This is a genomic window from uncultured Phyllobacterium sp., assembly GCF_902479695.1.
GTDB lineage: Bacteria > Pseudomonadota > Alphaproteobacteria > Rhizobiales > Rhizobiaceae > Phyllobacterium > Phyllobacterium calauticae.
This window is the reverse complement of the sequence record NZ_CABSQF010000036.1, coordinates 21,608-46,601: the sequence shown is the minus strand read 5'-3', so window position 1 is coordinate 46,601 and position 24,994 is coordinate 21,608. Positions and strand designations below refer to the sequence as shown.

Here is a 24,994-nt window from a genome sequence, read left to right as displayed (position 1 = left end):
CCGCCATCCTTGGCACGACGCTCGGCAATCCGCTGTTCCTGCCGTTTATCTGGGGCGCGACACTGGAGGCCGGACGGTTCATCCTGAGCGGCGGTCCCAGCGACGAGCCTTTCCCGCACCACCTCGGCCATATGCTGCGGCATCTGGATTTCGCCGAATTGTGGGGCCCGATCGTCAAGCCGATGCTGATCGGTGCGATCCCCCTCGGTTTCATCGCCGCCCTTGTGGTCTATTTCCCGACCCGCTGGATCGTTGCCAGCTTCCAGCACCGCCGCAAGGCCGGTTATGCGCTGGAAAAGGTGGCCGAACCCACATGATCATCGGGATCGGCAGTGACCTGATTGATATAAGACGGATTGAAAAGACATTGGAGCGGCATGGCCAGCGCTTCATCGATCGTGTCTACACGCCGGTCGAGCAGGCCCGCTCCGAACGGCGCAAGCTGCGCGCCGCCTCCTATGCCAAGCGTTTTGCGGCCAAGGAGGCCTGCGCCAAGGCGCTCGGGACGGGGTTGTCCGAGGGTGTTTTCTGGCGCGACATGGGGGTGATCAACCTTCCGAGTGGCGCGCCGACGATGCGGCTGACCAATGGTGCCGCCCGTCGGCTTGAGGCGATTCTGCCCGCCGGACATACCGCGCACATCCACGTGACGATCACCGACGATTTTCCGCTTGCGCAAGCATTCGTGATTATCGAAGCGCTGAAAATCGTGGAATAGCCGCAATCAAACGCCATTGAGCAGAGCTATGTAGCATTGCTCCCTGCAGATTCAGCGGTTAAGAGGGTGCAGCTTAGAAATTTGGAGATATGACGAGCGTGAGCGACAAATCTGTTGTGAAAAAATCTGGCGGTCTTGGCGAGACGATCAGCGTTGTCGTGCAGGCCCTGCTGCTCGCTCTGGTGATCCGGACCGTGCTGTTCCAGCCGTTCAACATTCCGTCCGGTTCGATGCGTCCGACCCTGCTCGAGGGTGATTATCTCTTCGTTTCGAAATTCTCCTACGGCTTCTCGAAATACTCCATTCCCTTTGCGCCGAACCTGTTTTCCGGGCGCATCTGGGCCAGCGAGCCGCAGCGCGGCGACATTGCCGTGTTCCGCAAGCCCAACGATACATCGCTGGATTTCATCAAGCGCGTGGTCGGCCTTCCCGGTGACCGCGTGCAGATGCGTGGCGGCGTGCTTTACCTCAACGACGTGGCCGTGCCGCGCGTCAAGGTTGGCCAGATCAACAATCCCGATGTCACCGAAGTCAACCGCCCCGTGGATGTCTACCGCGAAACGCTGCCGAACGGCGTGACCTATGACACGCTCGATTTGACCCCCAACGGTCTCGGCGACGACACGCGTGAATTCGTTGTGCCAGCCGGCCACTATTTCATGATGGGTGACAATCGCGACAATTCCGCCGACAGCCGCTTTGACGTCGGCTACGTGCCCTTCGAAAACTTCATCGGCCGTGCCAACATCATCTTCTTCTCCATTGCCGGCAAGGCAAGCCCGCTGGAACTGTGGCGCTGGCCGTCGGAGCTGCGCTTTGACCGTCTGCTTCACAGTGTGAACGGAACCTCTTTCACCCCGAAGAGCCAATGAGCCGCCTATGACCCTGTCCGCTGACGCCGTTCGCAGACTGGAGGAGCAGACGAGCCACACATTTCGCGATCTCGCCCGCCTGGAGCGCGCGCTGACCCATGCCAGTGCCCGCCAGTCGGTTGGATCGGATTACGAACGGCTCGAATTCCTCGGCGATCGCGTTCTCGGGCTGGTCATTGCCGAAATGCTCTTCCGCGCCTATCCGACCGCGAGCGAAGGGGAATTGTCGCTGCGCCTGAACTCGCTGGTCAATGCCGATACGTGCGCTGCGGTGGCCGATGAAATCGGCCTGCATGAATTCATCCGCACCGGTTCCGATGTGAAGGGACTGGCGGACAAGCGGCTGAAAAGCCTGCGTGCCGACGTGGTGGAATCGCTGATCGCAACGATTTATCTGGACGGCGGGCTGGAAGCGGCGCAACCTTTCATCCAGCGGTATTGGGATGCCCGCTCGCGCGAGATCAACTCGGCGCAGCGCGATCCCAAGACGGAATTGCAGGAATGGGCACACCAGCAGGATGGTGCCCAGCCCATATACAGCGTGGTCGAGCGCACCGGCCCGGACCACGATCCACAGTTTACGGTGAAGGTAGAGGTGAAGGGCTTTGCGCCAGCCACCGGCATGGGGCGCTCCAAGCGCATTGCCGAGCAGGAAGCGGCCGTTGCCCTGCTTTACCGGGAAGGCGTCCGTCAGAAGACGCAGGAAGAAGGACAGACATGACCGAACAGGATGCAACGCCGGAAACGGCCCAGCCGGAGGGCCCGACGCGTTCGGGCTTCATCGCCTTGATCGGCGCGCCGAATGCCGGCAAGTCGACGCTGGTCAACCAGCTGGTCGGCAGCAAGGTTTCGATCGTCACCCACAAGGTCCAGACCACGCGCGCGCTGGTGCGCGGCATCGTCATTCACGACCGCACGCAGATGGTGTTGGTCGATACGCCCGGTATTTTCAAGCCCAAGCGCCGGCTCGACCGCGCCATGGTGACGACAGCCTGGGGCGGCGCCAAGGATGCCGACCTCATTCTGGTGCTGATCGACGTGGAAGAGGGCATCAACGAAGAGGCGGAAGCCATTCTGAGCAGCCTGCACGAGAAGAAGCGCAAGGTCATTCTCGTCCTCAACAAGGTCGACCGCATCGAAGCGCCGAAACTCCTGGAATTGGCGCAGCGCGCCAACGAGAAGGTGAATTTCGACAAGACGTTCATGATATCGGCCCTGAAGGGCTATGGCTGCAAGGATCTGTTGAAGTACCTCGCGGACAACCTGCCGGAAGGTCCGTGGTATTACCCGGAAGACCAGATTTCCGACATGCCGATGCGCATGCTGGCGGCGGAAATCACCCGGGAAAAGCTTTACCTGCGCCTGCACAACGAATTGCCGTACTCGTCGACCATCGAGACCGAAAGCTGGGAAGAGAAGCCGGATGGTTCCGTCCGTATCCAGCAGGTGATCTATGTCGAGCGCGACAGCCAGAAGAAGATCGTGCTCGGCCACGAGGGGCAGGCGATCAAGGCCATCGGCCAGTCCGCCCGCAAGGAACTGATGGAAATCCTCGAACAGAAGGTCCATCTGTTCCTGTTCGTCAAGGTGCGTGACAATTGGGGCAATGATCCCGAGCGCTACCGCGAAATGGGCCTTGAATTCCCGCACGGTTAGCGCGAGTCTCGCCGTCCGGGAAACAGAATACGGCCAATAGGGCCGGAAAAGGCCCTCATGGAATGGCGGGATGAAGGAATCATACTCGGAACGAGGCGGCACGGGGAAACCAGTGCGATCCTCGAACTGATGACGCGCGCGCATGGCCGCCATATGGGGCTGGTGCGCGGCGGCCGCTCCCGCCGCATGCAGCCGCTGCTGCAGCCGGGCAACCGGGTGGATGTGATCTGGCGCGCGCGCATTGACGAGCATCTCGGCATGATGCAGGTCGAGCCGGTATCCTTTGCCGCCGCCCGGCTGATCGAACAGCCTGTCGGCCTCTATGCACTGCAGCTGGCTGCCGCGCACCTGCGCCTCCTGCCGGAGCGTGATCCGCATCAGGGGCTTTTCGAGACGCTTGCCATCATCCTCGAACATTGCGACGACCCGCTGATCTCGGGTGAATTGCTGCTGCGCTTCGAGGTGATGATGCTGGAGGAGCTGGGTTTTGGGCTCGACCTGAAACGCTGCGCGGCGACGGGCAGCGGCGACAACCTTGCCTATGTCTCGCCGAAATCCGGCCGGGCTGTATCGCGCGATGCCGGTGCGCCCTGGGCCGACAAGCTTCTGGTGATGCCGCCATTCATGATCAGTTCGAAGGTGCGGGCGGCGTCGCTCGCGGAACTGACGGATGCTTTCCGTCTGACCAGTTTCTTCTTCACCCGCCACGTCTGGGAACCGCGGGCGCTGAAGGCGCCGGAGTCGCGCGACGGATTTTTGACGGCGGTATCGCGATCGATATCAAGGACGGCAGGGCAGGGCCAGGCCGCGCAGGAAAGGTCAACACAATCATGAGTTCAGATACCATGCCTGCCATCGCGTTTCCCGGTGGCATCGGTACGCTGCCGCTTGCCGATCTGGCAAAGCGCAGCGGTCTCGACGTCCTGCAGGCGATGCTGCGTGGGGAGTATCCCGCCCCGCCCATGGCCAAAACCCTGTCCTTCACCCTGCATGAGGTCGAGCCGAACCGGGTTGTCTTCAAGGGCGTCCCGGCGCAGGAGCATCTCAATCCGCTGGGCGGCATTCATGGCGGCTGGGTGGCGACACTGATGGATTCTGCGCTGGCCTGCTGCGTGATGACGACCCTGAAGCCGGGCGAAGCCTACACCACGGTGGAATTCAAGGTGAATCTGGTGCGGCCGCTGTCGCCCGATACCGGCCCTGTCTTCTGCGAGGGCAAGCTTGTGCATCGCGGCCGCACGCTGGCGACCTCGGAAGCCTTCCTGCGCGATGCCAACGGCAAGCTGCTGGCCCACGGCACCGAGACGTGCGCGATTTTCCCGCTCGAAAGTTTCATGCGCGGCGGCTGAGGCTTTTAGCGTCGCCAGCTTCACAGGCAGCCGTCAGCCCGCATCGACGACAAACATGCGTGCTTCCTGCGCCGCGTCGCGCTCAACCTTGATCGGCGCGTACTCCGATGACTGATAAAAGGCCAACGCGTCGTCCAGGGTCGCGAATTCGAAGATGCCTGCCATGGGCAATGGCTCCACGTCCCCTTCCAGCATCTGAGCCACCGGTCCGAAGTGGAGGATGCGGCCTCCTGCTGCCTGCAGCGCCGCCTGAAAGCGCGGTGCCAGCGCTGCTTGCCTGGCGGGGTCTTTTATACGCAGATTGACGTGGACATAGGCCGTCATTACAGTGCTCCTCGATAATACTGCATATACAGTATTATATGAGTTGGAGCGTGTCGAGACCTGCAAATGACTGAGGCTTCTGATCTGTATCGACGCGTCGAAACCGAGTGCCCGGCCTTCCAGGCCCGGGTCACCGCAAGGGCGCTCACGCGCTACTACAATGCCTGCTTTCGGCCGTTGGGGATCACCGCAGAGCAGTTCAGCCTTCTGGTGGGGATTGGCGGTAGCCACGAACCAACGCTCGCCGAGCTGGCGGCGCGCGCCGGGGTCGACGCCACCACCCTCAGCCGCAGCGTCAAGAGCCTCGAGCGGAGGAATCTTGTGCGGGGCCATGGGGGGCGGGGCCGGGCCGGCAAACGCCTGGTGCTTACCGATGGAGGGCGCCGGCTGATGGACGAGTCCATGGCCGCCTGGGAGTGCGCCCGGCTCCGTTTGGCTGAGGCTCTTGGCGAGGAGGCATCGCGTGTTGCGGGGAGTGTCATGTCCCAGCTTGCAGCCGCCGCGCAGGTGGCGGCCTTGGCTGTCTCACCGGCCGATTCGTCAGATGATGCCGAGCGCGGGACCCTCGCCACCCGATAACACCGCATTGGCAGCCGGGTACCAGCCGCCTCATTCAATTCACGTGAGGCGCATCTTGAACGCGCATTTTCGGGGTTTGCCGGCCTGAATGGCCAAGCTTTTACCCAGTCCGTGAAAATCTGCCCAGGAACTGGGAAATTGCAGCGAAATCGCCGCGCACAAGTGTGAATTTCGGTCGAATTTTCGGAAAATCCGCTAGTTTTTCCCGCATATCCTGTCAAACATTGGCGCGACGCAAAAACAGCGTTTGGGGTATCGCAGCCGACAGGGTTGCTGGGGAGGTTTAAATGGACAGTTTCTTGGCGGGCCTGAAGGCTGCCGTCGACACGATGGGGCCGACGGTCCTCTTGCCGATCGTTATTTTCATCATTGCCGTGGTGCTTGGCGCCAAGGTGGGGCGCGCGTTCCGTGCAGCCGTCACCATCGGCGTTGCCTTTATCGGTATCAATCTGGTGCTCGGGCTGATGCTGACATCGATTGGCGATGTCGCCAAGGCGATCGTCACCAATACCGGCATTCAGCGCGATATCGTCGATGTAGGCTGGCCGTCGGCCGCTGCCATCGCCTTCGGATCGTCCGTCGGCCTGTGGGTGATCCCCATCGGCATCGCCGTGAATATCGTGCTGCTGCTGACGCGCATGACCCGCACGCTGAACGTCGACGTGTGGAATTTCTGGCACTTTGCCTTCATTGGCTCGCTCGCCGTCGCCGCCACCGACAGCCTGGCCTACGGCCTGATCGTCGCGGCGCTGATGGTCGCACTCTGCCTGCTCTTTGCCGACTGGTCGGCCAAGGCCGTGCAGCAGTTCTATGGCATTCCCGGCATTTCCGTGCCGCATCTGGCCTCAGCGCAAATCCTGCCGATTGCCATCGTCTTGAATTGGATCATCGACCGGATTCCCGGCATCAACAAGATCGAGATCAACACCGAAACTTTCGAAAAGCGCTTCGGCGTCTTTGGCGAGCCGGTCATTCTCGGCCTGATCATCGGTCTCGTGCTCGGCGTGATCGCCTACTACAACGCCGGGGATTTCGGCGTGGTTCTCAGCAAGGTGCTGCAGACAGGCATGACCTTGGCCGCCGTGATGCTGCTGCTGCCGCGCATGGTCAAGATATTGATGGAAGGGCTTCTGCCGGTTTCCGATGCGGCGCAGGCTTTCGTCAAGAAGCGGACGGGCGACAGGGAATTGCTGGTCGGGCTTGATTCGGCAATTCTGATCGGCCATCCGGCGGCGATCTCTTCGTCACTGATCCTGGTGCCGATTGCCATCATCCTCTCGGTGATCCTGCCGGGCAACCGCGTCATTCTTTTTGCCGATCTGGCGGTTATTCCGTTCATCGTCGCCATGACAGCGCCGCTGTTGAAGGGGAATGTCTTCCGCATGGTCATTGTCGGTACCTTCACGCTGGCAGTCGGCTTCTACGTCGCCAATGCGCTGGCACCGCTGTTCACCAGCGCCGCCCAGTCGTCCGGCTTCAAGATGCCGGCCAATGCGGTGCAGATCACCAGCGTCGTCGACGGGTTCCTGTGGGTGTCCTATGCGGTGATCGCTGCGATCCGCGGTCTCGGCGCGGCGGGTCTTGGTGTCATTGCCATCGTTATCGCCGGTGCCTTCTGGGCCTATCACCGCAACACCGCTGCATGGGAACGTGCCGCCGGTGCCGATGAAAACGCCGACAAGACTGCCTGACAAGACGTATACTGGAGTAAGTGAATGGCGAAAGCCCTGATGAACTATCTCGATCCCGGGGCGATTATCCTTGGGGTCGAGGCCGGGAACGATCAGGACGTGATCCGGATTCTTTCCGATCGTTTGCACAGCCTGGGTTATGTGAAGCCGAGCTTTGCCGCAGCGGTGCTTGCCCGCGAGGCGGCGCTGCCCACCGGCTTGCCGCTGGGGTTGGACAACAATGTTGCCATTCCCCATACGGACCCGGAACATGTGCTGAAACCGGGCCTCGCCATGGCGACGCTGTGCAGGCCGGTGGCCTTTTGCAATATGGAGGACCCGGAGGAAAAACTGCAGGTCAGCGTGGTTTTTCTGATGGCCCTCAATGACAAGGACCAGCAGATCGAAATGCTGCAGGAAATCGCCTTGACCATTCAGTCGGCGGACACGATCTCCGCCCTGATGCGATCCACCACTGTTGACGATGTGACCCGGCTTTTGGCCTGATGCGCCATCCGGGATGAAGAGGGACCAATGACCAAACAAAAGACTGTACTTTTCGCCTGCGGAACCGGTATCGCGACGTCGACCGTCGTCGCTCACGCGGTGGAGGACGCGCTGAAGGAACGCGGCATTACGTTCAATTCACGCCAATGCAAGGCAACCGAGGTGGCGGGGCAGATCGACGACGTCGACCTTGTCGTCTCCACCACCCAGTTGCCGAAGGACCTTGGCAAGCCGGTGATCACGACGCTGGCCTTCCTCACCGGCATCGGCAAGGCCGAGGCGCTCGACAAGATCGAGGCTGTTCTGCGCGCCTGATTCCGGCTGAAATCATCGCCGCTTGACCCTGTCAGGCGGCGGTTGCCGTTTATGGCCATCTTGCCGTACAGAATTGGGCCAATTCTTGCCTCAGTGCCGGTCAATGGTCGGCCAGACCACTGATCCCCCGGAGTGCCCATGCGTATCGCGACGACCCTGTTTCTCTCCCTCGGAATGACCTGTGCGGCCAATGCCGCCGATCTCATCACCTTTTGGGATACGCCGCAGCATGGCGGCAACAGTTTCAATCGCTTGCCGCCGGACCAGGCCTATTTCGACGCCTTGAAAAAATATGGCGCGAGCTGGGTGCGGCTGTCCTACGACAAGTGGAAGCCGGCCAAGCGGGATTTTCTCATCGGCGATGCCGATCATTACGAAGGCATCCCCGCAGCCGATCTTGCCACGCTGAAGGCGGCGCTCGACCGCGCTGATAAGGCCGGCCTCAAGGTCGTCATCACGCCGCTGTCCCTGCCGTCCATGCGCTGGTCGCAGAACAACAATGGCAAGTTCGACGACCGGCTCTGGCAGGACAAGGCGAAATGGCAGGAAGCGGTAGAGTTCTGGCGGGACCTGGCGGCCGCCCTGAAGGATCATCCGGCCATTGCGGCCTACAACATCATCAACGAGCCCGCGCCGGAGAAGATGGGCGGTATTGCCGAGCACGCCAGCGCTGCAGATATGCAGGCATGGTACGACAAGCAGAAGGGCGGCTCGCGCGACCTGATCGCCTTCTACAACACGGTGATCGCCGAAATCCGCAAGGTCGATCCCGCAACGCCTGTCATGGCGGATGCCGGGTGGTATGCGGCTGCCGATGCCTTCAGCTACTGGCCGACACCGCTCGATGACACGAAGGTCGTTTACAGCTTCCACATGTACGAGCCCTACGAAGCAACAAGCGCGCCGAATATCAAGCGGAAAAAGCCCTATGCCTATCCGGGCGAGGTTCCCTATGCCGGATCACCGGTGACATGGAATGCGCAGAAAGTTGCCGATTACCTCGCCAAGCCGGTCGACTGGGCCAAGGCGCATCATATTCCGCTCAACCGGCTGGTTGCAGGCGAATATGGCTGTATGCGCCTGCTTGCGGGTTGCAAGGCCTATCTCGAGGATGTCTTGACCGTGCTCGACAAAGACAGGCTGCACTGGGCTTTTTACAGTTTCCGTGAGGACAGCTGGGACGGCATGGACTACGAGCTCGGATCGGAAAAGGTCAACTGGAAGTACTGGGAAGCCATCGATGCGAACGAACCAGATCCGGTCAAGCGCAAGGCAACGCCGGAGTTCGAACCCGTCCGCAAACGTCTTCAGCCGTAACGCGGCCTATTCGGCCGGTTGCAGGGCGGGGCGGTCCGCCTGGCGCTCTTCAATTGGCCAATGCACGATGGCGGCGAAAATCCCGAGGACGACACTCAGCCACCACACAGGGTTGTAGCTGCCAAAGTGATCGTAGAGATAGCCGCCCAGCCAGACGCCGAGGAATGAACCGACCTGGTGCGAGAAGAAAACGATGCCGCCGAGCATGCCGAGATAGCGCGTGCCGAACATGATAGCGACCAGCGCATTGGTCGGCGGCACGGTTGAAAGCCACATCAGCCCCATCACGATGGCAAACACCACCACGGATGCGCCGGTCTGCGGCAGCAGCAGGAAGGCCGCGACCAGCACCGAGCGGCCGATATAGAGATAGGCGAGGAATCTCGGCTTGGAGTAACGCTGGCTGATGACGCCGGATGCCAGCGAACCGATCACGTTGAAAAAGCCGATCAGGGCCAGCGCCAGCACCGCATATTTGGCATCGATGCCGATATCGCTGATATAGGCGGGAAAATGCGCGGTGATGAACGCCAGCTGGAAGCCGCAGACGAAAAAGCCTGTCGTCAGCAGCACATAACTCCTGTGGCCGAGCGCTTCGCGCAGGGCTTCGCCCATGGATTGCTTGTACTGTGCCTCGCTGACGCGCCCGCTGGTGGAATTGCCGCGCAGCGGGATGGCGAGAAGCGGCACGATCAGCATGGCGATGCCGAGATAGACCAGCGCATCGGACCAGCCGAAACGCTCGATCAGCGCGAGACTGAGCGGCGAAAACACGAACATGCCGGCGGAACCCGCTGCGGTGCCGAGGCCGAAGACGAAGGTACGTTTTTCGGCCGAAACATTGCGGGCAAACGCGGAAAGGATCGTTCCAAAGGAACCGGAGGCGATGCCGAGGCCGACGAGCAGGCCACCGCCGATATAGAGCATGCCGGGTGTTGAAGACCATGCCATCAGGATCAGCCCGGCGCTGTAGAGGATCGCCGACATCAGCAGGACCCGCCATGTGCCGAACTTGTCGGCGATGGCGCCGAAGAAGGGCTGGCCGATACCCCAGAACAGATTCTGCAAGGCGATGGCCATGCCGAATGTGGTGCGGTCCCAGCCCTTGTCGTGCAGCAGCGGCAACTGGAAAAGACCCATGGCCGAGCGTGGGCCGAATGTCATGACCGCGATGAGACAACCGGCGGTGATGATCAGCCACGGTAAGCCCGCAGGCTTTGCTGTGCGCGATTGAATCATGGTCTCTCCCCTTAAATCCAGAAGAGAATTATCCTATTTGTACTCTCAATCAATTGAATAGATGTGAATTGGCACATCAACGCAATTGATACGTTATGGGTCCGTCGATTCCCCGCACATACAGACAAAGGCTTTCCCGATGCGATTTCTTCTGCCACTTCTGGCTTTGGCCACCATTACCCTGGCCGGTTGCGCCAATTCGGACCGCATCAGCCCGCTGGTCTTTTGCGACCGCCCAACGGATTTCAATGCGAAGATTTTCACTGATTGCACACCACATCTGGGCGGTGACAGCCCCGCCAAGCGTGATCGGCAGGACAGAAACTATTACCGGCACCGGGGCAGCACCTATTAACCGTATGAACGAGAGCGGGGAATGCCCTCGATCCGGCATGCATGACTGGTGTGCTGGCCATGCCTTGTGATGAAAATTCTGCGCCGGATTGTTTTCGGCGTTTTCATTTCCCCGGCAATCTTTAGCCGATTGCTGAAAATCTGCCTCTTGAAGCCGCTGAATTATTGGCCTATGTATTCCTCGACGGCCTTGCCGTTTTTCTTTTGATCACAAATATGCTCATATTGAGTATAAATGATCGATGGCGAGCAACCTGAGGAGGTTGCTTTTGGAGGAAAAGACGATGACCAGCATTGCGCGCAACACAAGCGGCCACATTTCCGGCCTATCCGCAGCGGAACGTTTCGGCGTTCTCACAATGCCGGACCTGTCTTTCACCCCCGAAGTGGCGGCAGAAACCGAACATCTCTACCAGCGGGTGGCGCATCACATTCCCCGCATCGAATGGCCTGTCTATGCGCCCTATGTGGCGGCGATCAACCGGGTGAAGAAGCAGCGCAACGCCGTCATTCTTGCGCATAATTACCAGACGCCTGAGATATTCCATTGTGTCGCCGATATTGTCGGGGACTCCCTGCAACTTGCTCGCGAAGCCACGCGTGTCGACGCCGAAATCATTGTCCAGTGCGGTGTGCATTTCATGGCCGAGACCTCAAAACTGCTGAATCCGCAGAAAACCGTTCTCATTCCGGATATGCGGGCCGGCTGCTCGCTGGCCGAATCCATCACTGGCGCCGATGTCCGCCTGCTGCGCGAGACCTATCCGGGCGTGCCGATCGTCACCTATGTCAACACCTCGGCCGAGGTGAAGGCGGAAAGCGATATCTGCTGCACGTCGGCCAATGCCGTCCAGGTGGTCGAAAGCTTTGGCGTTGACCGGGTTCTCTGCATTCCCGATGAATTCCTGGCGCAGAATGTCGCCGCCCAGACCGATGTGAAAATCCTGACCTGGAAAGGCCACTGCGAAGTGCACGAGCGCTTCACCGCCGATGAGCTTCTGGCCTACAGGACGGCCGATCCGGATATCCAGATCATTGCCCATCCGGAATGCCCGCCGGAAGTGGTGGCGATTGCCGATTATACCGGCTCCACCAGCGGCATGATCAATTATGTGAAAGACCGCAAGCCCGCAAAGGTGCTTCTCGTTACCGAATGCTCCATGGCTTCGAATATCGAGTCTGAAGTGCCCGAGGTAAAGTTCATCAAACCCTGCAACCTGTGCCCGCACATGAAGCGCATCACGCTGCCGAACATTCTGGAAAGCCTGCTCTACATGCGTGAGGAAATTCATGTCGATCCGCTGGTCGCCGAACGCGCCCGTCTTGCAGTCGAGCGCATGGTGAACCTCAAGAACTGACCTTCAACCCAATGGCCCGGCTGGGCAACAGGGGGTAATTCCGATGAGCGTACCATTCTCCGATGCTTCGGCTGAGGTCGAGCCTGTGATCATTATCGGTGGCGGTCTGGCTGGCCTGTTCTGTGCGCTGAAACTTGCCCCGCGCCCGGTGACGGTACTGGCGGCGGCACCCATCGGCCGCGGAGCATCATCGGCCTGGGCGCAAGCTGGTATCGCGGCAGCGGTGTCTGAAGGCGATACGATCGAGAAACACGTCGCCGACACTGTTAGCGCCGGCGATGGCATTGTGGATGAAAGCATCGCACGTTTGATGGCAACGGAAGCGGCCGCCCGCGTCCACGACCTGCTGGGTTACGGCGTACCATTTGACCGTGATCTGGAAGGCAGGTTGCAGGTATCGCGCGAGGCAGCCCATTCGGAAAGCCGCATTGTCCGGGTGCGCGGCGACATGGCTGGCCGTGCCATCATGCAGGCGCTGGTGCATACGGTCGAGAACACACCCTCCATCCGTGTGATGGAAGGCTATGTGGTGGAGGATATCACCACCGAAAAGGGTTCCGTCACCGGTGTGATTGCTCGCGCCGATGCCGGGCGCGGCGAAAAGGTCAGGCTGGCATCGCGCGCTGTTATCATCGCCACTGGCGGCATAGGCCATCTCTATGCGGTCACCACCAATCCGCCGGAAGCACGCGGTGAGGGCATCGGCATGGCTGCCCGCGCAGGTGCGATGATGGCGGATATGGAGTTTGTCCAGTTTCACCCGACCGCACTCGATGTCCATAAAGACCCGGCGCCGCTGGCGACCGAAGCCTTGCGCGGGCACGGCGCAACGCTGATCAACCGCGACGGTGAGCGGTTCATGCTGAAAATCGATCCGGAAGGCGAACTTGCGCCGCGCGATGTCGTGGCACGCGGCATCTATGCCGAAGTCATGGCCGGACGTGGCGCGTGGCTCGACTGCACCACGGCGGTAGGCGCGGCGTTCCCCGAGGAGTTTCCCACGGTGTACCGCTATTGCCAGGATGCCGGAATTGATCCGGTGACACAGCCTATTCCCGTTGTACCAGCTGCCCATTATTTCATGGGCGGCATTCTGACCGATGCGGATGGCCGCACCTCGATTGACGGTCTGTGGGCTTGCGGCGAATGCACATCCACCGGCGCACACGGAGCAAACCGGCTGGCATCGAACTCCCTGCTGGAAGCCGTGGTTTTCTCTGCCCGTATTGCTGCAAAACTCGGCAAAGGTAATGGTGAGCACGCGGGCAACTGGTCATCAGGCTCGGTTGATCGAGATGATCTTGAGGCCGATGGCGATACATCTGCAATGACGGCATTGCGCAGGACCATGAGCGCCAGCTTCGGGGTCATCCGCAACCGCGACGACATGGTTTCCGGGTTGAAAACCATCCTCACACTGGAGAAAGACAACCGCGATCCGGCTTTCCGCAATGTCCTGGCAACGGCAAAGCTCGTAGCCGTGAGCGCTTTGCGGCGCGAGGAAAGCCGCGGCGGGCATTTCCGTACAGATTTTGCCAAGAAGCGCACTGACTGGCAACACCGGACGTTTTTGACGCTGGATGATGCCAAAAACCATGTCGATGTCATGATGGAATTGGCCTGAGGGCAGGTGAAAGGAATAATCAAATGAACGTTTCGACGAGAGCCAAAGCTATGCAACACGCCTTTCCGCCAAGCTTGCCTGATCTGCTGATCGAGGATGCCGTGCGCAGCGCGCTGCTGGAGGATCTGGGCAGGGCGGGCGATATCACCAGCAATGCCACACTGCCGGAAGATGCTGTTGCAAAAGCTGTTCTTTCCAGCCGTGAGGCAGGCACAATTTGCGGTATGGGTTTTGCCCGGATGGCCTTCACGCTGATCAATCCGACGGTAAAATTCACGGCTTTGGTCAAGGACGGCGCGCGGGTCAAATCCGGTGAAGACATTGCTATAGTCGAAGGCAATGCCCGGTCCATTCTCTCAGCCGAGCGGGTAGCGTTGAACTTCCTCATGCACCTCAGCGGCATTTCCACCTATACGGCCAAGTTTGCCGATCTGATCGCTCACACCAATGCCAAGGTCTGCGATATACGTAAAACCATTCCGGGCATGCGCGCCTTCGCCAAATATGCGGTGAAATGTGGTGGCGGGTCCAATCATCGGTTTGGCCTCGACGATGCGATCGTAATCAAGGACAACCACATTGCCGTTGCCGGCGGTGTGGCGAAGGCTATCCTCGCTGCGCGTGCCTATGCCGGGCACCTCGTGAAGATTGAAGTGGAAGTGGATGGCCTTGAACAGTTCGATGAAGCACTTTCTGTCAATGCCGATGTGATTCTGCTTGATAATATGGGGCCGGAACTGCTTGAAAAGGCGGTCAAAATCAATGCTGGCCGGGCAAAGCTTGAAGCATCAGGCGGGATTGCATTGGACACGATCAAGGCTATTGCTGAAACCGGTGTTGATTATGTCTCCACCTCGAAAATCACCATGGCAGCGCCACCGCTGGATATCGGACTGGATATTGAACTGAAATGAAAGTCATCGCCACCATCGCCGAGCTGCGCGCCGCCCTCAAGCAAGAACGGTTGAAGGGCAAAAGCATCGGTCTTGTGCCGACCATGGGCTATCTGCACATCGGCCACATGACGCTGGTGCGCCAGTCGCGCGCTGCCTGCGATGTGACTGCCGTGTCGATCTTCGTCAACCCGACCCAGTTCGGGCCCAACGAGGACTTGTCCAGCTATCCGCGTGATATGGCGGGTGATCTGGCAAAGCTCAAGGCCGAAGGCGTCGATTATGTCTTTACGCCCGAAGTGGCGGAAATCTACCGGGCAGGAGCCCACACCATCGTTGAAAACCCGGTTCTCTCGCGCATCCTGATCGGCAAGATCCGGCCTGGCCATTTCCGTGGTGTCAGCACGGTGGTGACAAAGCTGTTCAACATCGTGCAGCCGGACCACGCCTTCTTCGGCGAGAAGGACTATCAGCAATTGACGATCATCCGCCGCATGGTCGCCGACCTTGATATGCCCATTGTGATTACCGGCGTGGCGACGGTGCGCGAAGAGGACGGCGTCGCCTGTTCGTCGCGTAATGCCATGCTGAAGCCCGAGCATCGCAAGGCGGCGGTGGTCCTGCCAAGGTCACTCGAACTTGCCGATGAAATGGTTGCGAGAGGACAGCGTTCCGTTGCTGCCATCCGCAATGCGGTTCGCTCGATGCTGGAAACCGAGAAGCGCGGCGAAGTCGAATCCGTGGATATTCGCGACGCCCAGACGCTTGATCCCGTTTCAGGCAAATTCAAACAGCCTGTGGTCATTCTGCTCACGGTGCGCTTCGGCAAGGTGCGGCTGATCGATCAGCGCGTCATCGGCTGACGAACAATGCGAGGGAGCGCATCGACATGAGCCAGGAAATCGTTACACGCCGGGTCACGGCTCCGGAAATCCGTTCGCGCAAGGGCGGTGAACCCATCGTGGCGCTGACATCCTACCATGCCAACACGGCGCGCATTGTCGACGATCACGCGGATATCCTCCTCGTCGGTGACAGTCTCGGCATGGTGCTCTACGCCATGGAGTCCACGCTCGGCGTTTCGCTCGATATGATGATCATGCACGGCAAGGCTGTCGTGCGTGGTTCCAGGCGCGGCATGGTTGTCGTCGACATGCCCTTCGGCAGCTATGAGGAAAGCCCAGCCGTGGCGTTCCGGAATGCGGCACGGGTGATGCAGGAGACCGGCTGCGGTGCGGTCAAGATCGAAGGCGGTGTGCGCATGGCCGAGACCATCCGTTTTCTCAGCGAGCGCGGTATTCCCGTGATGGCGCATATCGGCCTGACGCCGCAATCGATCAACACGCTGGGCGGTTTCAAGACACAAGGGCGCGACACGGCGCTGTGGCCGCTGATCAAGGCCGACGCAAAGGCTGTCAGCGATGCGGGTGCGTTCTCCGTGGTGCTCGAAGGCATTGTCGAGCCGCTTGCCGCCGAGATTTCCCGGGAAATTCCCATTCCAACTATCGGCATAGGCGGGTCGAAAGAATGTGACGGGCAGATTCTCGTGCTGGAGGACATGCTGGGCTACAACCCCAAGCCGCCCAAATTCGTCAAAGTCTACGGCACGGTGGGCGCTGGAATTGACGCGGCAATAAAGGCCTATGCCGATGACGTGCGTTCACGCACATTTCCGGGCGATGAAAACGTTTATCTCTTGAAGTAAGGTTTATGCAGCGCGGATCGTCGGAATTTTGCTGACGTCGACTTCGCGCTCCGCATGCCAGGCGTCATATGCTGCCTGCATCCGTAGCCATACCGCTGCGCCATCGCCGAAAGCCTTGCCAAGGCGCGCCGCCACGGCAGGAGACACTGGCTTGCGCCCGCCGATAATGTCATAGAAATGTTGGCGCGATATTCCCAGAAGCCGGGCAATCTCCGCCTTGGTCTTTCCGGTTGCCGGAATGATGTCATCAAGCAGCGTGCCGGGATGGGACGGGCAACGATTTGGATGAGGCACGGCGTCGATTAAAGCTCCTTAGGTATCTTTAACCTTTGCAAGTCTGTCTGGATCGAGCCCATCAGTCAATTCTACGTTGGTAGGATATGACGCTGGCGCTTACATCTTCCGTTCCATATCCGCGCCCTGCCAATATTCCATCGTGGCCGACTTGTCATAGCCTTCGCCGGTCAGGCGGACGCTGACCCGGCCGGTTTCCGGATAGACGATCACGTCATGCGGGTTTTTTTCGCCAATGATGAGGAAGCGGCAGGGCTCCTGGCTGTGATTGTAGAAGGAATGCCCGGCCTTCTGACCCGCGGGAAAACAGACATAATCGCCGGTTTTGACGAGATAGGTCTTTTCGCCGAGCTTCAGGGTCATCTCGCCTGCAACGATAAGCGCCTGTTCTTCCTCCAGCATGTGATAGTGGTTGAGGCTGGACTCCATGCCTGGCGCCAGTTCCTCCATCGCAACACCCACATGGCTGGCACCCCCGAACCCCGAGAGGTAGCGGAAGCGCGAGCCGTATCGGGTGCCTTCCGACCAGTCCTGCCAAGGTACGCTTTCCACGGCGAACGGTTCCGAAATGCCTTCAGCGTTTACGGCATTGGGTTTATCAGTCATGTCTCACTCCCTATCCGCGCCCGCCGACCCGCAGGCCGGCAACGCTGCGTTCTTCCAGCACATTGTGCCTGAACCGGTAAAGTGCCGCCGGCCGGCCGCGCGCCTGTGTCTGTTCCGCTCCGGTCGGCTCGACCAGCTCCGTCCCTTCCACCAGACGGCGGAAATTCTGCTTGTGCAGGTGACGGCCGGAAATGGCTTCAACGGTTTCCTGCAGGGCGGTGAGCGTGAAGGTCGGCGGCATCAGTTCGAAAACCACCGGCCGGTATTTCAGCTTGGCGCGCAGACGTGAAATCGCCGTCGCCAGAATGCGGCGATGATCGAAGCTCATGGACAGGCCGAGATTGCCTGCGAGGGCAGGCGGGTCGGCGCGTCCGTCGCGCACGGCCTCGCTGACAAGACCCGCTTCGTAGAGAAGTTCGTAGCGTTCCAGCACGCGCTCTTCGTCCCAGACTATGCCGTCATCGCCGAAGGCCAGCCGGAATCGGCTCATGCGCGGGTGGGAGTTGCCCTGTTCGGCCCATTGGCACAGTGCCGGGCGAATGGTGTCATCGATCATGGCGGGCTTGCCGCCACGCCAGTCTTCCCATGGCAGAAATGAATACCAGCTGCGCCAGCGCGCGCCGGATTTGCGCAGCGCTTCCCGGTTCTCGTCGGTGATCCGGGTGAGCGCGAGATAACCGACAGAGACGATATGCAGATCGCGATCCTCAACCGTCTTGTGGCGCCCGCGGTCGCCGAATGTGTAGAGCTGCTCGACATAACCGAGGCGCAAGGGGGTCTGCTCTGCCACCCATTCGCGCAGGCCGGTCTCGAACGTGCGGTGCGCCAGCGGATTGAATGGGCCGAACGGCAGTTCATCGCGCTGCGCATCGTCGCTGGCCGGCGTCGTCAGGATCAGCGGATCGTTGTCGGCAACCGCGGCAATGGCGGCGCTCAGGTTGATCTCGACAGCATTGGGTGCAGCGGTGGTTGTCATGGCTGGACCGCGAGCGGCAGGATGAAGGGGGTGCCTTCAAATGCGTCCTCGCCGCGCCCGATCGCCTTGATCGCGTCGACCATGCGCCCCTTGCGGCCAAGGATGTCGTCGCCGAGGGCAACCAGCCTGCTGTTGGGCGTGGCGGAAGGCGCGTTCCGGCGCAGGGTCTGGGCGAGCCAGACCTCGTCAAGCGCGGGGTTGAGCGCCAGCGCGGTGATATAGGCCCCGGCCGTGGAGCGCGAGATACCCGCATAGCAATGCACGAGCAGCGGTGTCTGGCGATCCCAGTTCTGGCCGAAGGCGATCAGGCTATGCACGTGCTCGGCACCCGGCGGCGTCATGCCGTCAGCCGGTTCGACGATATCGTTGAAGCCGAGAAACAGGTGGCGTGCTTCGGCGATTTCAGCGGGCCGTTCAACCGGGGTGCCCATGTTGATCAGGGTCACCATGTCCCGTGCGCCGGACCGTGTTGCCGTTTCGGCAAGCCGGGAAAGGGGAGTGACGATGATATGCGGCATGGCTGGCCTCTATGTCTTGCTGGCGCGATGTGATTCCAATACAGCAAAACGCTGCAAAAAGGCATTCTGCGCATTCTGGGTGGCCATGGCCGTCAAGTCGAGACATTGCGGGTCGATTCCGCGCGGCCGCCCGAAGAAACGCACGGCCTCCTTCTCGGCAAAACCGGCAAGCCGCGTCGCCTCGAAATAGGCAGCGATGGCATCGGCGCGTTTGATCAGGCCGCGCAGACTTTGCGATATGCTTGGCGGCAGGGAAAAGCGCAGGTGGATGGCCTGCTGCAGGCGCAGCTCGACGCTCTTGTAATCGCCGCCCACCACCGCCTTGAACGGTGAGATCATGTCGCCGATCACATATTCCGGTGCATCGTGCAAAAGTGCTGCCAGCCGGTGCTCGGTGCTTGCATCAGGGACGATCAAACCAAAAATGTGCTCGACCAGCAGGGAATGCTGCGCCACCGAATAGGCATGGTCGCCGACGGTCTGGCCGTTCCAGCGCGCCACGCGTGACAGGCCCTGCGCGATATCCTCGATTTCGATGTCGAGCGGTGAGGGATCAAGCAGATCCAGCCTGCGGCCCGACAGCATGCGCTGCCATGCCCGTTGCTCGTTCTTTGAACTTTTAGGTGTTGCCGCCTTCGGCATGAAATCTCCCGCCAAGTTGTTCTCAATTTATCGGCTGCAAACTGCTGTATGACCCTTGGTTCGTGGTTCGACAAGCTCACCATGAGGGAGAGTGGTGCTGTAAAGCTGATCGGAGATATTGCAGACGCTATTCACCCGCATTGCAGAACTTGACTCCCTGCAATCCTCACTCTCCCTCATGGTGAGCTTGTCGAACCACGCACAATAGATATGCCAGTCAATACCCCGCTCAGGCCTCTTGGGTCGTCACGGGAAATGTAAACCGGTGTTCGGGCGGAATGGCAAGGGTGAGAACCGCATCTCCTGACAGGATGGGCGTGCCCGCATCCGTGGCGTCCTTCACCCGGTCGATGCGTACAAGCGCCAGCCCGGCATCGCCGACAACACTGCCAAGCGTGCCGATCTCGCGCCCGTTTGCGGTAATGGCCGTGCCCGTTTCCGGCAGGTTTGCATTGCCGGAGGCAATCAGAATGCGCCTGCGGGCGGTGCCGCGGTGCTGCATGCGCGAGACCACTTCCTGGCCGATGAAGCAGCCCTTTTTGAAGGACACACCAGATGTCTGGTCGAGATTGACGTCATGCGGGAAAGCATCGCCAAGCGCATAGTCAAAGGGTGCTTCTGCCACACCGTGGGCGATACGCAGCGCCATCCATTGCAGCTCATCGGCAGTCGGTGCGGTTTCCCCGCCATACTGGCGGCGGACATTCAAGGCATCGGGAAAGCGGCGGTCGTGCAGGCTTGAATCATCACCTGAAGTGCCTGACTCATTTTGCCATGAAACCCGGATAACCGATTCAGGCCGCAGGGTAATTTGCGCCTTGGCACGCAGCTTGTAGAGCGTCAGCCTTTTCTGGAGATCGGCGACCGAGGTGTGCAGCGTATCGAGTACGAGACCTTCCGCTGATCGGGAGACAAGGAACTCGAACAGGATTTTGCCCTGCGGGCTCAGCAGCGCGCCGGGCTTGAGATCGCCTTCACTGAGGGTGTCGAGATCGGTGGTGATCAGGTTCTGCAGGAACTTTTCCGCATCGTCTCCGGTTATGTCGAGAATCGCTCTGCCGCTTAAGTTTGCCGATGGCATCATATCACCCTTGCCTTTGCTGTCCCCGTTACGTAAGCCGCAAGGGAAGGGTTCGCAAGGCAGGAATGGAAAGCAGATGGCTCAGACGTTCGATACGATTTTCAGAAGCGGAATGGTTGTCAATCAGGATGGTGTCGGATTGCGCGACGTCGGCATCACCGATGGCCGCATTGCCGCCATCGGCAATCTCGGCAGTGCCTCTGCCGGCGAGGTGATCGATGCGACCGGCCTGCACATTCTGCCCGGCGTTGTCGACAGCCAGGTGCATTTCCGCGAACCCGGCCTCGAGCACAAGGAAGATCTGGAAAGCGGCTCGCGCTCGGCCGTCCTCGGCGGTGTCACCGCCGTCTTCGAAATGCCCAATACCAAACCTCTGACCACATCGGCGGAAACGCTGGAAGACAAGGTGCGGCGCGGCAATCACCGTATGCATTGCGATTTCGCTTTCTGGGTTGGCGGCACGCGCGACAATGCGAAAGACGTGGCCGAACTGGAACGTCTGCCCGGCGCCGCGGGCATCAAGGTGTTCATGGGTTCGTCCACCGGCGATCTCCTGGTCGAGGATGACGAAGGCGTGGCTTCCATCCTGCGCAACACCCGCCGCCGCGCCGCCTTCCACTCCGAAGACGAATTCCGCCTGCGTGAGCGCGAAAGCTATCGCATTGCCAATGATCCATCGTCGCATCCGGTCTGGCGCGATGAGATCGCCGCGCTCCGGTGCACCGAGCGGCTTGTCCGCATCGCCCGTCAAACCGGCGCGCGCATCCATGTGCTGCACATTTCCACGGCAGAAGAGATCGATTTTCTCGCCGGGCACAGGGATGTAGCCAGCTGCGAGGCAACGCCGCACCATCTGACCCTCGATGCCAGCCAGTATGCCACGCTGGGAACGCTGATCCAGATGAACCCGCCCGTGCGCGATGCGCACCATCGCGACGGCATCTGGAAGGGCATCGGGCAGGGCATTGTCGACGTGCTGGGTTCAGACCATGCGCCGCACACGCTGGAAGAAAAGTCAAAACCCTATCCGGCATCGCCATCGGGCATGACCGGCGTACAGACGCTGGTGCCGATCATGCTGGATCATGTCAATGCCGGGCGCCTGTCGATCGAACGCTTTGTCGACCTGAGTTCCCACGGTCCCAACCGTCTCTTCGGCATGGCGCGCAAGGGCCGCATCGCCGTCGGTTATGATGCGGATCTGACCGTCGTCGACATGAAGCGGCGCGAAACCATCACCAATGCACAGGTCGGCTCCAAGGCCGGTTGGACACCGTACGACGGCAAGATCGTCACCGGATGGCCCGTCGGCACCATCGTGCGCGGCATCAAGGTTATGTGGGACGGTGAAATCGTCACGCCGTCGCAGGGCGAGCCGGTGCTGTTCGGCGAGGCGCTCGGTCAGGGCAGGTAAATCTGCGCCTTCATGAAGGTGACCGCCGATCCTGAAATGAGCACGCGGTCGCCTTTCAGCTCGCACAGGAGATGGCCGCCGCGGCTGGAGCGCTGGAACGCCGAGAGGTTCGGTTTACCCAGCTTCTGCGCCCAATAGGGCACCAGTGTTGCGTGAATGGAGCCGGTGACCGGATCTTCCGGAATGCCGGCGAGCGGCGCAAAATAGCGCGAAACGAAATCGTGCTCATCGCCCTTTGCCGTGATCACAAGGCTTAAGGGATCGAGTTGCAGGATCTCAGGCAGATCAGGAATGAAGGTGAGAACCGCCTGTTCATCGGCAAGCTCCACGAACATGTTTTCAAAATTGCGGAACGCCTTGACCTCGCCTTTGCCGAAAATGGTCCTCAACGGTGCTGGAATTTCGGTCAGGATTTCAGGCGGAAAGCTCGGAAAATCAAGCTGATAGCCGTCATTGCTGCGATCGACGCGCAATGTGCCGACCTGCGTCTCAAACACCAGCTGGCCGTCAATGCCCAGCTCATGCGCGAGCACGTGCGAGGTTGCCAGCGTGGCGTGGCCGCAGAACGGCGCCTCGTGCACCGGGGTAAACCAGCGCAGGTCCCATCCCCTGCCGTTGGGCCGCACGAATGCCGTCTCCGCCAGATTGTTCTCGGCGGCAATGTTCTGCATGGTTGCCTCGGGCAGCCAGTCGTCCAGCACCAGAACGGCGGCCGGATTGCCGCGGAAAAGCGCGCTGGTGAAGGCATCGACCTGATACATCGTGAATTCTGGCATGGGATGATTCCGTGGGGTGAGCGGTGAACCCCATGGTGAGCGCAGCTTTCCGGCCGGTCAACTCGCAAATGATCAACGGGTATTTGCTCCGGTAAACGATACTCCATGAAAAAGTCACGGATGCTGATGTAGACAGGTGTCTGCTTCTAATGCTGATTGAGAGAGAATTCCAATGCCAAACCGCCGTGATACCTTGCTGATGTCCGCTGCCGCCGCCATTTCCATGGCTGTCCCGGCGATGGCCGCCGGTGAAGCCGTACCGGAACCCGTCGGCACGGTGGATGTGGCGAAGCTCATGCAGTCGGGGCCGCTGGACGACATGATCCTCGGCAATGTCGATGCGCCCGTGACCATCGTTGAATACGCTTCCATGGCCTGCTCGCATTGCGCGGATTTCACCGCGCAGACGCTGCCCGTCATCAAACAGAAATACATCAGCACCGGCAAGGCGAAGCTCATCTTTCGCGAATTGCCGCTGGAGCCGCGCTCCACGGGCATTTTCATGCTGGCGCGCTGCGTGACGAAGGAGCGCTATTATCCCTTCATCGAAACGCTGTTCGGGCATCAGCGGCAGTGGATCGAGACCAGGGATATCATGGGCTATCTGCAGCAGACGTCCAAGCTGGCGGGGCTGTCGGAGCAGGAATTCAAATCCTGCCTGGCCGACCAGTCACTCCTTAACAGGGTGAACGCCGTCCGGGAACGCGCATTGAAGGAGTTCGGCGTCACCGGCACGCCGACATTCTTCGTCAACGGCAGGAAATATGTCGGCGCGCTTTCGGTGGCCCAGATGTCGGCGATCATCGACGGCGCGTTGAAAACCGCGCGATAAGGCGCGCGGGGGATCGCCCCCGCTGCCGCAAGATCAATTGGCGACGGCGATACGGCCCAGCTTCTCCGGGTTGCGCACGATGTAGATCGCCTTGATCTTTCCGTCCTCGATTGCGAGGGCGGTGGTCTGGAGCAGGCCGTCGGCTTCGCGGGTGACATAGCCGGGAAGGCCATCGATCAGCCCCTGACGCAACAGTGGCGGTTTGCGGTATTCGGCGTGGCGCGCAATACCGGCAAAGAAACGCGACACCTTGTCCTGTGTATAGACGGGATTGATCGCCGAGGGACGAATGCCGCCGCCATCGGTGTAGAGCGTGACATCCTCGGCGAGCAGCGCCTGCAGGGCCTGCATGTCGCCGCTGCGCGAGGCATTGAAGAAGGCCGTCGCAATAGTCCTGCCATGCGTGTCGGACACGGGAAAACGCGGTTTTGCCTGCTGCACATGGGTACGGGCGCGGCTGGCAAGCTGGCGGCAGGTTGCCGGATCGCGGCCGATGGCTTCCGATACCTGATTGAAATCCTGGCCGAACACGTCATGCAGCAGGAAGGCCGCGCGTTCGAGCGGCGACAGCCGTTCCAGCGCCATCATCAGGGTGAGGGTGATATCACTGTCGGTTTCCTCCTCGCTGGGGTCGAAGATCGGCTCGGGCAGCCAGCTTCCCACATAGGTCTCCCGCCGCACGCGCGCCGATTTCAGGTGATCGAGGCAAAGCCGCGATATGGTGCGCACGAGGAAGGCTTCCGCGCTGCGCACCTGCGACCGGTCGGCCTGGTGCCAGCGGATGAAACCTTCCTGCACGATGTCTTCCGCCTCCGCGACTGAACCAAGCATGCGGTAGGCAATGCGGATCAGCCGGGGCCGGAGGCGGTTGAACGTTTCGGTGGCGTCAGGCTGCACGGGCTTTGTCTACCGGATGGACGGAGCGGAAGCCGATGGAAATCCGGTTCCAGGCGTTGATGGTCACGATCAGCATGGTCAGTTTGACGATCTCCTCTTCGGTGAACTGCGCCTTGAGGGGCTCAAAGTCGCGGTCGTCCGCATGGGTTTGCGCAACCAGTGTCAGTGCCTCGGTCCAACCGAGCGCGGCGCGCTCACGGTCGCTATAAAGCGGCGATTCCCGCCAGGCATCAAGCAGCACCAGGCGCTGCATCGTCTCGCCATGCTTGATCGCATCCTTCGAATGCATGTCGAGGCAGTAGGCGCAGCCATTGATCTGCGAGGCGCGCATCTTGACCAGTTCGATCAGGCTGTGTTCGAGGCCGCTTTTGACAACGGCGTCCTCCATGTCAAGCATTGGCTTCATGATGGCGTAGCTATAGGGAATCAATCGGGCTTTCATCAGTCATCTCCTTGTCCGGCATTGCGTTGCCTGCAG

At 60.3% G+C, this 24,994-nt stretch carries 31 protein-coding genes; 20 read left to right on the top strand and 11 right to left on the bottom strand.

Annotated elements, in window-relative coordinates; translation table 11 throughout:
• The 7 genes from RDL77_RS18990 to RDL77_RS18960 form a co-directional block, all read left to right on the top strand.
• Nucleotides 1-317: DUF2062 domain-containing protein (locus RDL77_RS18990; RefSeq protein WP_288194246.1), on the top strand; the 317-nt coding region annotated here is incomplete at its 5' end.
• Complete coding sequence (acpS, locus tag RDL77_RS18985) at nucleotides 314-718, top strand: holo-ACP synthase (protein ID WP_223611301.1); 405 nt, start codon at nucleotides 314-316, stop codon at nucleotides 716-718. The genes RDL77_RS18990 and acpS, both read left to right, overlap by 4 nt.
• Before the next feature lie 89 nt (nucleotides 719-807).
• Complete coding sequence (lepB, locus tag RDL77_RS18980) at nucleotides 808-1,590, top strand: signal peptidase I (protein ID WP_288194245.1); 783 nt, start codon at nucleotides 808-810, stop codon at nucleotides 1,588-1,590.
• 7 nt (nucleotides 1,591-1,597) lie between these two features.
• Nucleotides 1,598-2,311: a ribonuclease III gene (rnc, locus tag RDL77_RS18975; RefSeq protein WP_223611299.1), complete on the top strand. Its 714-nt coding sequence runs from the start codon at nucleotides 1,598-1,600 to the stop codon at nucleotides 2,309-2,311.
• A complete protein-coding gene (era, locus tag RDL77_RS18970) occupies nucleotides 2,308-3,246 on the top strand; it encodes a GTPase Era (protein WP_288194243.1) in 939 nt (312 codons plus the stop codon). Before rnc ends, era begins: the two co-directional genes overlap by 4 nt.
• A 57-nt stretch (nucleotides 3,247-3,303) precedes the next feature.
• Nucleotides 3,304-4,080: a DNA repair protein RecO gene (recO, locus tag RDL77_RS18965; RefSeq protein WP_223611297.1), complete on the top strand. Its 777-nt coding sequence runs from the start codon at nucleotides 3,304-3,306 to the stop codon at nucleotides 4,078-4,080.
• Nucleotides 4,077-4,595 carry a PaaI family thioesterase gene (locus tag RDL77_RS18960; RefSeq protein WP_288194241.1) on the top strand — a complete coding sequence of 173 codons (519 nt, stop codon included), beginning with the start codon at nucleotides 4,077-4,079 and terminating at the stop codon, nucleotides 4,593-4,595. Before recO ends, RDL77_RS18960 begins: the two co-directional genes overlap by 4 nt.
• A 33-nt stretch (nucleotides 4,596-4,628) precedes the next feature.
• Here RDL77_RS18960 and RDL77_RS18955 read toward each other — a convergent pair whose 3' ends face one another.
• A complete protein-coding gene (locus tag RDL77_RS18955) occupies nucleotides 4,629-4,919 on the bottom strand; it encodes a DUF1330 domain-containing protein (protein WP_288194240.1) in 291 nt (96 codons plus the stop codon).
• A gap of 66 nt (nucleotides 4,920-4,985) precedes the next feature.
• Here RDL77_RS18955 and RDL77_RS18950 point away from each other — a divergent pair, with 66 nt between their 5' ends.
• From RDL77_RS18950 to RDL77_RS18930, 5 genes are all read left to right on the top strand, one after another.
• Nucleotides 4,986-5,498: a MarR family winged helix-turn-helix transcriptional regulator gene (locus RDL77_RS18950; RefSeq protein ID WP_288194239.1), complete on the top strand. Its 513-nt coding sequence runs from the start codon at nucleotides 4,986-4,988 to the stop codon at nucleotides 5,496-5,498.
• A gap of 287 nt (nucleotides 5,499-5,785) precedes the next feature.
• On the top strand, nucleotides 5,786-7,189 hold the full coding sequence (locus RDL77_RS18945; protein ID WP_223611293.1) for a PTS galactitol transporter subunit IIC: 1,404 nt from the start codon (nucleotides 5,786-5,788) through the stop codon (nucleotides 7,187-7,189).
• Between the two features lie 24 nt (nucleotides 7,190-7,213).
• Complete coding sequence (locus RDL77_RS18940) at nucleotides 7,214-7,675, top strand: PTS sugar transporter subunit IIA (protein ID WP_223611292.1); 462 nt, start codon at nucleotides 7,214-7,216, stop codon at nucleotides 7,673-7,675.
• 27 nt (nucleotides 7,676-7,702) lie between these two features.
• Nucleotides 7,703-7,990 carry a PTS sugar transporter subunit IIB gene (locus RDL77_RS18935; protein ID WP_223611291.1) on the top strand — a complete coding sequence of 96 codons (288 nt, stop codon included), beginning with the start codon at nucleotides 7,703-7,705 and terminating at the stop codon, nucleotides 7,988-7,990.
• Between the two features lie 138 nt (nucleotides 7,991-8,128).
• Entirely contained in the window at nucleotides 8,129-9,307 is a 1,179-nt protein-coding gene (locus RDL77_RS18930) for a glycoside hydrolase family 5 protein (RefSeq protein ID WP_288194237.1), read from the top strand.
• Between the two features lie 6 nt (nucleotides 9,308-9,313).
• Here RDL77_RS18930 and RDL77_RS18925 read toward each other — a convergent pair whose 3' ends face one another.
• The gene (locus RDL77_RS18925) at nucleotides 9,314-10,546 is read right to left on the bottom strand and encodes an MFS transporter (protein ID WP_288194236.1); all 1,233 of its coding nucleotides are present in this window, start codon (nucleotides 10,544-10,546) and stop codon (nucleotides 9,314-9,316) included.
• 139 nt (nucleotides 10,547-10,685) lie between these two features.
• Between RDL77_RS18925 and RDL77_RS18920 the strand changes: the two genes are divergently transcribed.
• The 6 genes from RDL77_RS18920 to panB all read left to right on the top strand — a co-directional run bounded on the left by RDL77_RS18920 (nucleotide 10,686) and on the right by panB (nucleotide 16,480).
• The gene (locus tag RDL77_RS18920) at nucleotides 10,686-10,901 is read left to right on the top strand and encodes a hypothetical protein (RefSeq protein ID WP_288194235.1); all 216 of its coding nucleotides are present in this window, start codon (nucleotides 10,686-10,688) and stop codon (nucleotides 10,899-10,901) included.
• A gap of 283 nt (nucleotides 10,902-11,184) precedes the next feature.
• The gene (gene nadA / locus RDL77_RS18915; protein ID WP_288194234.1) at nucleotides 11,185-12,258 is read left to right on the top strand and encodes a quinolinate synthase NadA; all 1,074 of its coding nucleotides are present in this window, start codon (nucleotides 11,185-11,187) and stop codon (nucleotides 12,256-12,258) included.
• A 43-nt stretch (nucleotides 12,259-12,301) separates the two neighbouring features.
• Nucleotides 12,302-13,882, top strand: coding sequence for an L-aspartate oxidase (locus tag RDL77_RS18910; protein WP_288194232.1), 1,581 nt, complete (start codon nucleotides 12,302-12,304; stop codon nucleotides 13,880-13,882).
• Nucleotides 13,883-13,932: 50 nt separating this feature from the next.
• Nucleotides 13,933-14,796, top strand: a complete 864-nt coding sequence (gene nadC / locus RDL77_RS18905) for a carboxylating nicotinate-nucleotide diphosphorylase (RefSeq protein WP_374042758.1) — start codon at nucleotides 13,933-13,935, stop codon at nucleotides 14,794-14,796.
• Entirely contained in the window at nucleotides 14,793-15,638 is an 846-nt protein-coding gene (panC, locus tag RDL77_RS18900) for a pantoate--beta-alanine ligase (protein WP_288194230.1), read from the top strand. The genes nadC and panC overlap by 4 nt, the downstream gene beginning before the upstream one ends.
• Nucleotides 15,639-15,664: 26 nt before the next feature.
• Nucleotides 15,665-16,480, top strand: coding sequence for a 3-methyl-2-oxobutanoate hydroxymethyltransferase (gene panB, locus RDL77_RS18895; RefSeq protein WP_288194229.1), 816 nt, complete (start codon nucleotides 15,665-15,667; stop codon nucleotides 16,478-16,480).
• A gap of 3 nt (nucleotides 16,481-16,483) precedes the next feature.
• Here the strand turns inward: panB and RDL77_RS18890 are convergent, their stop codons facing one another.
• From RDL77_RS18890 to RDL77_RS18865, 6 genes are all read right to left on the bottom strand, one after another.
• Nucleotides 16,484-16,774 (bottom strand): HigA family addiction module antitoxin, encoded by a 291-nt coding sequence (locus RDL77_RS18890; protein WP_374042757.1) that lies wholly within the window; start codon nucleotides 16,772-16,774, stop codon nucleotides 16,484-16,486.
• 99 nt (nucleotides 16,775-16,873) lie between these two features.
• Entirely contained in the window at nucleotides 16,874-17,380 is a 507-nt protein-coding gene (locus RDL77_RS18885) for a cupin domain-containing protein (protein ID WP_288194227.1), read from the bottom strand.
• 10 nt (nucleotides 17,381-17,390) lie between these two features.
• Nucleotides 17,391-18,356 carry an NAD regulator gene (locus RDL77_RS18880; RefSeq protein ID WP_288194226.1) on the bottom strand — a complete coding sequence of 322 codons (966 nt, stop codon included), beginning with the start codon at nucleotides 18,354-18,356 and terminating at the stop codon, nucleotides 17,391-17,393.
• On the bottom strand, nucleotides 18,353-18,874 hold the full coding sequence (locus tag RDL77_RS18875) for a tyrosine phosphatase family protein (protein ID WP_223611279.1): 522 nt from the start codon (nucleotides 18,872-18,874) through the stop codon (nucleotides 18,353-18,355). Before RDL77_RS18875 ends, RDL77_RS18880 begins: the two co-directional genes overlap by 4 nt.
• Before the next feature lie 9 nt (nucleotides 18,875-18,883).
• Complete coding sequence (locus RDL77_RS18870; RefSeq protein ID WP_288194225.1) at nucleotides 18,884-19,516, bottom strand: HD family hydrolase; 633 nt, start codon at nucleotides 19,514-19,516, stop codon at nucleotides 18,884-18,886.
• 229 nt (nucleotides 19,517-19,745) lie between these two features.
• The gene (locus tag RDL77_RS18865; protein ID WP_288194254.1) at nucleotides 19,746-20,597 is read right to left on the bottom strand and encodes a folate-binding protein YgfZ; all 852 of its coding nucleotides are present in this window, start codon (nucleotides 20,595-20,597) and stop codon (nucleotides 19,746-19,748) included.
• Nucleotides 20,598-20,673: 76 nt separating this feature from the next.
• Between RDL77_RS18865 and RDL77_RS18860 the strand changes: the two genes are divergently transcribed.
• Entirely contained in the window at nucleotides 20,674-22,011 is a 1,338-nt protein-coding gene (locus RDL77_RS18860) for a dihydroorotase (RefSeq protein ID WP_288194223.1), read from the top strand.
• Here RDL77_RS18860 and RDL77_RS18855 read toward each other — a convergent pair.
• A complete protein-coding gene (locus RDL77_RS18855; protein ID WP_288194221.1) occupies nucleotides 21,999-22,787 on the bottom strand; it encodes a PhzF family phenazine biosynthesis protein in 789 nt (262 codons plus the stop codon). The two genes, RDL77_RS18860 and RDL77_RS18855, sit on opposite strands and share 13 nt — an antisense overlap.
• Nucleotides 22,788-22,959: 172 nt before the next feature.
• Here RDL77_RS18855 and RDL77_RS18850 point away from each other — a divergent pair, with 172 nt between their 5' ends.
• Nucleotides 22,960-23,619, top strand: coding sequence for a DsbA family protein (locus RDL77_RS18850; protein WP_288194220.1), 660 nt, complete (start codon nucleotides 22,960-22,962; stop codon nucleotides 23,617-23,619).
• 33 nt (nucleotides 23,620-23,652) lie between these two features.
• On the opposite strand, the gene RDL77_RS18845 is transcribed toward RDL77_RS18850, so the two are convergent.
• Both RDL77_RS18845 and RDL77_RS18840 read right to left on the bottom strand, forming a co-directional pair.
• Nucleotides 23,653-24,450: a sigma-70 family RNA polymerase sigma factor gene (locus tag RDL77_RS18845; RefSeq protein WP_288194252.1), complete on the bottom strand. Its 798-nt coding sequence runs from the start codon at nucleotides 24,448-24,450 to the stop codon at nucleotides 23,653-23,655.
• A 55-nt stretch (nucleotides 24,451-24,505) separates the two neighbouring features.
• Nucleotides 24,506-24,958 (bottom strand): carboxymuconolactone decarboxylase family protein, encoded by a 453-nt coding sequence (locus RDL77_RS18840; protein WP_288194218.1) that lies wholly within the window; start codon nucleotides 24,956-24,958, stop codon nucleotides 24,506-24,508.
• Nucleotides 24,959-24,994 lie beyond the last annotated feature (36 nt).

What these genes read in the sequence shown, in the direction of transcription:
- acpS (WP_223611301.1), top strand. Translation starts at nt 314, where the DNA reads ATGATCATCGGGATCGGCAGTGACCTGATTGATATAAGACGGATTGAA.
- lepB (WP_288194245.1), top strand. Translation starts at nt 808, where the DNA reads ATGACGAGCGTGAGCGACAAATCTGTTGTGAAAAAATCTGGCGGTCTT.
- rnc (WP_223611299.1), top strand. Translation starts at nt 1,598, where the DNA reads ATGACCCTGTCCGCTGACGCCGTTCGCAGACTGGAGGAGCAGACGAGC.
- era (WP_288194243.1), top strand. Translation starts at nt 2,308, where the DNA reads ATGACCGAACAGGATGCAACGCCGGAAACGGCCCAGCCGGAGGGCCCG.
- recO (WP_223611297.1), top strand. Translation starts at nt 3,304, where the DNA reads ATGGAATGGCGGGATGAAGGAATCATACTCGGAACGAGGCGGCACGGG.
- RDL77_RS18960 (WP_288194241.1), top strand. Translation starts at nt 4,077, where the DNA reads ATGAGTTCAGATACCATGCCTGCCATCGCGTTTCCCGGTGGCATCGGT.
- RDL77_RS18955 (WP_288194240.1), bottom strand. Translation starts at nt 4,919, where the DNA reads ATGACGGCCTATGTCCACGTCAATCTGCGTATAAAAGACCCCGCCAGG.
- RDL77_RS18950 (WP_288194239.1), top strand. Translation starts at nt 4,986, where the DNA reads ATGACTGAGGCTTCTGATCTGTATCGACGCGTCGAAACCGAGTGCCCG.
- RDL77_RS18945 (WP_223611293.1), top strand. Translation starts at nt 5,786, where the DNA reads ATGGACAGTTTCTTGGCGGGCCTGAAGGCTGCCGTCGACACGATGGGG.
- RDL77_RS18940 (WP_223611292.1), top strand. Translation starts at nt 7,214, where the DNA reads ATGGCGAAAGCCCTGATGAACTATCTCGATCCCGGGGCGATTATCCTT.
- RDL77_RS18935 (WP_223611291.1), top strand. Translation starts at nt 7,703, where the DNA reads ATGACCAAACAAAAGACTGTACTTTTCGCCTGCGGAACCGGTATCGCG.
- RDL77_RS18930 (WP_288194237.1), top strand. Translation starts at nt 8,129, where the DNA reads ATGCGTATCGCGACGACCCTGTTTCTCTCCCTCGGAATGACCTGTGCG.
- RDL77_RS18925 (WP_288194236.1), bottom strand. Translation starts at nt 10,546, where the DNA reads ATGATTCAATCGCGCACAGCAAAGCCTGCGGGCTTACCGTGGCTGATC.
- RDL77_RS18920 (WP_288194235.1), top strand. Translation starts at nt 10,686, where the DNA reads ATGCGATTTCTTCTGCCACTTCTGGCTTTGGCCACCATTACCCTGGCC.
- nadA (WP_288194234.1), top strand. Translation starts at nt 11,185, where the DNA reads ATGACCAGCATTGCGCGCAACACAAGCGGCCACATTTCCGGCCTATCC.
- RDL77_RS18910 (WP_288194232.1), top strand. Translation starts at nt 12,302, where the DNA reads ATGAGCGTACCATTCTCCGATGCTTCGGCTGAGGTCGAGCCTGTGATC.
- nadC (WP_374042758.1), top strand. Translation starts at nt 13,933, where the DNA reads ATGCAACACGCCTTTCCGCCAAGCTTGCCTGATCTGCTGATCGAGGAT.
- panC (WP_288194230.1), top strand. Translation starts at nt 14,793, where the DNA reads ATGAAAGTCATCGCCACCATCGCCGAGCTGCGCGCCGCCCTCAAGCAA.
- panB (WP_288194229.1), top strand. Translation starts at nt 15,665, where the DNA reads ATGAGCCAGGAAATCGTTACACGCCGGGTCACGGCTCCGGAAATCCGT.
- RDL77_RS18885 (WP_288194227.1), bottom strand. Translation starts at nt 17,380, where the DNA reads ATGACTGATAAACCCAATGCCGTAAACGCTGAAGGCATTTCGGAACCG.
- RDL77_RS18880 (WP_288194226.1), bottom strand. Translation starts at nt 18,356, where the DNA reads ATGACAACCACCGCTGCACCCAATGCTGTCGAGATCAACCTGAGCGCC.
- RDL77_RS18875 (WP_223611279.1), bottom strand. Translation starts at nt 18,874, where the DNA reads ATGCCGCATATCATCGTCACTCCCCTTTCCCGGCTTGCCGAAACGGCA.
- RDL77_RS18870 (WP_288194225.1), bottom strand. Translation starts at nt 19,516, where the DNA reads ATGCCGAAGGCGGCAACACCTAAAAGTTCAAAGAACGAGCAACGGGCA.
- RDL77_RS18865 (WP_288194254.1), bottom strand. Translation starts at nt 20,597, where the DNA reads ATGCCATCGGCAAACTTAAGCGGCAGAGCGATTCTCGACATAACCGGA.
- RDL77_RS18860 (WP_288194223.1), top strand. Translation starts at nt 20,674, where the DNA reads ATGGCTCAGACGTTCGATACGATTTTCAGAAGCGGAATGGTTGTCAAT.
- RDL77_RS18855 (WP_288194221.1), bottom strand. Translation starts at nt 22,787, where the DNA reads ATGCCAGAATTCACGATGTATCAGGTCGATGCCTTCACCAGCGCGCTT.
- RDL77_RS18850 (WP_288194220.1), top strand. Translation starts at nt 22,960, where the DNA reads ATGCCAAACCGCCGTGATACCTTGCTGATGTCCGCTGCCGCCGCCATT.
- RDL77_RS18845 (WP_288194252.1), bottom strand. Translation starts at nt 24,450, where the DNA reads ATGCTTGGTTCAGTCGCGGAGGCGGAAGACATCGTGCAGGAAGGTTTC.
- RDL77_RS18840 (WP_288194218.1), bottom strand. Translation starts at nt 24,958, where the DNA reads ATGAAAGCCCGATTGATTCCCTATAGCTACGCCATCATGAAGCCAATG.